This window comes from Parvibaculum sp. (assembly GCF_035511255.1).
In the GTDB taxonomy this organism is placed as follows: Bacteria; Pseudomonadota; Alphaproteobacteria; order Parvibaculales; family Parvibaculaceae; genus Parvibaculum.
On the sequence record NZ_DATKFR010000211.1, the window covers coordinates 1 to 3,446 of the forward strand.

The 3,446-nt window shown below is 62.9% G+C and carries 4 protein-coding genes; all 4 read right to left on the minus strand.

All coding sequences use genetic code 11. The features are described from left to right. A partial coding sequence (locus tag VMR03_RS08480) for an aspartate-semialdehyde dehydrogenase (RefSeq protein ID WP_325404184.1) occupies positions 1–662 on the minus strand: 662 nt, incomplete at its 3' end. Positions 663–680: 18 nt separating this feature from the next. Next, positions 681–1,790: a 3-isopropylmalate dehydrogenase gene (leuB, locus tag VMR03_RS08485; RefSeq protein WP_325404186.1), complete on the minus strand. Its 1,110-nt coding sequence runs from the start codon at positions 1,788–1,790 to the stop codon at positions 681–683. Between the two features lie 163 nt (positions 1,791–1,953). Continuing rightward, a complete protein-coding gene (leuD, locus tag VMR03_RS08490; protein WP_325404188.1) occupies positions 1,954–2,559 on the minus strand; it encodes a 3-isopropylmalate dehydratase small subunit in 606 nt (201 codons plus the stop codon). An 11-nt stretch (positions 2,560–2,570) separates the two neighbouring features. Then, a partial coding sequence (locus tag VMR03_RS08495; protein ID WP_325404190.1) for an aconitase family protein occupies positions 2,571–3,446 on the minus strand: 876 nt, incomplete at its 5' end.

A 3,446-nucleotide genomic window follows, 5' to 3' on the forward strand; every position in this document is an offset into this window, starting at 1 on the left:
TTCTTGGTCTCGACCACCATCTTCCATTCTTCCTTCGTGTAGCCATCCTCCATGAAGACGTCGATATGGGGAATGACGTTGAAGGCGATCTGCTTGGTGAACTTGTGCTTCTCGACCGGATCGTTGACATAGATCGCCCGCGTCTGCTCGAAGAGCTCGTCCATGCCTTCCTTGCCCGCGCCGCTCGTCGACTGATAGGTCGAAACGACCACGCGCGTGATCTTTGCAAGATCGTGAAGCGGCTTCAGCGCCACCACCATCTGCGCCGTCGAGCAGTTGGGGTTGGCGATGATCATCTTTTTCGTGTAGCCCGCGATCGCATCGGCGTTGACCTCCGGCACGATCAGCGGCACGTCCGGGTCCATGCGGAACTTCGACGAATTGTCGATCATGACGCAGCCGGCGGCGCCGATGCGCGGCGCCCATTCGGCCGCGACCGTCGATCCCGCCGACATCAGGCAGATGTCTGTGCCCGTGAAATCGTAATTCTCGAGCGCCTTCACCTTGAGAATGCTGTCGCCATAGGAGACTTCCGTCCCCTGGCTGCGCCGCGAGGCGAGCGCGACCACCTCGTCGGCCGGGAATTCCCGCTCGGCGAGGATGTTCAGCATCTCGCGGCCCACATTGCCCGTGGCGCCCACGACGGCGACTTTGTAACCCATAGCTATTCTCCTGACGGCTTAAGCGTTCAGCCTGTCGAGTTCCTTGAGGATCGCGTCGCCCATCGCGACTGTGCCGATTTTCGTCATACCCGGCTGCATGATGTCGCCGGTACGAAGCCCGTTGGCGAGCACCGCGTCGACCGCCTTTTCAAGAAGGTCCGCACAGGCCCCGCGATCGAAGGTGTAACGCAGCGCCATCGCGAAAGAGAGGATCGAGGCGATCGGATTGGCGGCGCCCGTTCCTGCGATGTCGGGCGCGCTCCCGTGCACCGGCTCGTACATCGCATTCGCCTTGCCGGTCGCATCCTTCGCGCCGAGCGACGCCGACGGCAGCATACCGAGCGAGCCGGTCAGCATCGAGGCGATGTCCGAAAGCACGTCGCCGAACAGATTGTCGGTGACGATGACGTCGAACTGCTTCGGGTTGCGCACGAGCTGCATGGCGCAATTGTCGGCCAGCATGTTTTCGAGCTTCACGTCGGAAAACTTTTCCTTGTGGAGCTTCGCGACTTCCTCGAACCACAGCACGCCCGTCTTCATGACGTTACGCTTCTCGACCGACATGACGCGGCCCGAGCGCTTGCGGGCGAGATCGAAGGCGACTTCCGCGATGCGGCGGATTTCGCTGGTCGTATAGACCTGCGTATCGACGCCGCGCCGCTCGCCATTGCCGAGATCGGTAATCTCCTTCGGCTCGCCGAAATAGACGCCGCCGGTCAGCTCGCGCACGATCATGATGTCGAGGCCTTCGACGATCTCGCGCTTCAGCGACGAGGCATCGGCGAGCGCCGCAAAGCAGAGCGCGGGCCTGAGATTGGCGAAGAGCTCGAGATCCTTCCTGAGCCGCAGCAGGCCCGCTTCCGGGCGACCTTCGTAAGGCACGTTATCCCACTTCGGGCCGCCGACCGCGCCCAGGAAAACGGCATCCGCCGCCTTGGCCTTCGCGACGGTCTCGTCGGTCACCGCGACCCCGTGCTTGTCGTAGCAGCAGCCCCCGACGAGCTCATGCTCGACGACGACGTCGAACTTGCGGTTCTTGCCGTACCAGCCGATGACGCGCTCGACTTCGCCCATGACTTCCGGGCCGATGCCGTCGCCCGCCACGATCAGGATTTTCTTGGTGCTCATTTGCTTCTTTCGGTCTCTGTCGTTCGACTTCGCTAGCCCTCTCCCCTCGGGGAGAGGGTTGGGTGAGGGGGAGCCCCATAAAGAGTCTTTCGAAGAAGCCCCTCACCCGGCTTGCGTTCCGCAAGCCGACCTCTCCCCCTTCGGGGGAGAGGTAACGTATCGCTCAAAGCCAGGGCTGCTCCGCCGCGTGGCGCTTTTCATAGGTCGCAATGGTGTCGACCTTCTTCAGCGTCAGCCCCACGCCATCGAGACCTTCCAGCATGCAATGCTTGCGGAAGGGATCGATGTCGAACTTGATGACGCCGCCGTCCGGCCCGCGAATCTCCTGCGCTTCGAGGTCGACGGTGACGACCGCGTTCGATCCCCGCTCCGCATCGTCCATCAGCTTGTCGACATCCGATTGCGGCAGCACGATCGGCAGGATGCCGTTCTGGAAACAGTTGTTGTAGAAAATATCGGCGAAGCTCGCCGCGATCACGCAACGGATGCCGAAATCGGCCAGCGCCCAGGGCGCGTGTTCGCGGCTCGAGCCGCAGCCGAAATTCTCGCCCGTGACGAGGATCTGCGCGTGGCGATAGGCGGGCTTGTTCAGCACGAAATCCGGCTTCTCGCTGCCCTTCTCGTCATAGCGCATCTCGTCGAAGAGGTTCTTGCCGAGCCCGGTGCGCTTGATCGTCTTCAGGAACTGCTTGGGGATGATCATATCGGTGTCGATATTGATCAGCGGCATCGGCGCCGCGACGCCGGTGAGTTTGTTGAACTTGTCCATTGCCGTTCTCCTCAGTTCATCTCACGCACATCGACGAAGTGGCCCGCGATCGCCGCCGCCGCTGCCATGGCGGGAGAGACGAGATGCGTGCGCCCACCGCGGCCCTGACGGCCTTCGAAATTGCGGTTGGACGTCGAGGCGCAACGCTCCCCGGGCTGAAGCTTGTCGGCATTCATCGCAAGACACATCGAGCAGCCGGGCTCGCGCCACTCGAAACCCGCCGCGACGAAAATCTTGTCGAGCCCTTCGGCTTCCGCCTGCTCCTTCACGAGACCGGAGCCCGGAACGACCATCGCGTTGACGGTCGAGGCGACCTTCTTTCCCTCGTTAAGCGCCTTCTGGGCAATCGCCGCCGCCGCGCGCAGATCCTCGATGCGGCCATTGGTGCAGGAGCCGATGAAGACGCGGTCGATCTTGACCTCGTTGATCGGCGTCCCGGCCGTCAGGCCCATATAGTCCAGCGCGCGCTCCATCGCATGGCGCCGGCCCTCGTCGGCGACCTTCGCCGGATCGGGAATGCGGTCGGTGATACGGATGACGTTTTCCGGGCTCGTCCCCCAGGTGATCATCGGCGGCAGGTTCGCGATATCGACGGTCACTTCCTTGTCGAAATGCGCGCCCTCGTCCGACGGCAGCGTCTTCCAGTAGGCAACCGCCTTGTCCCAGTTCTCGCCCTTGGGCGCCATCGGCCGGCCCTTGAAATAGGCGAACGTCTTCTCGTCCGGCGCGATCATGCCGGCGCGCGCCCCGGCCTCGATCGTCAGATTACAGACGGTCATGCGGCCTTCGACCGAAAGATCGCGGATCGCCTCGCCGGCATATTCGATGACATGGCCGTTGCCGCCCGCCGTGCCGATATGGCCGATGATGGCGAGCGCGATGTCCTT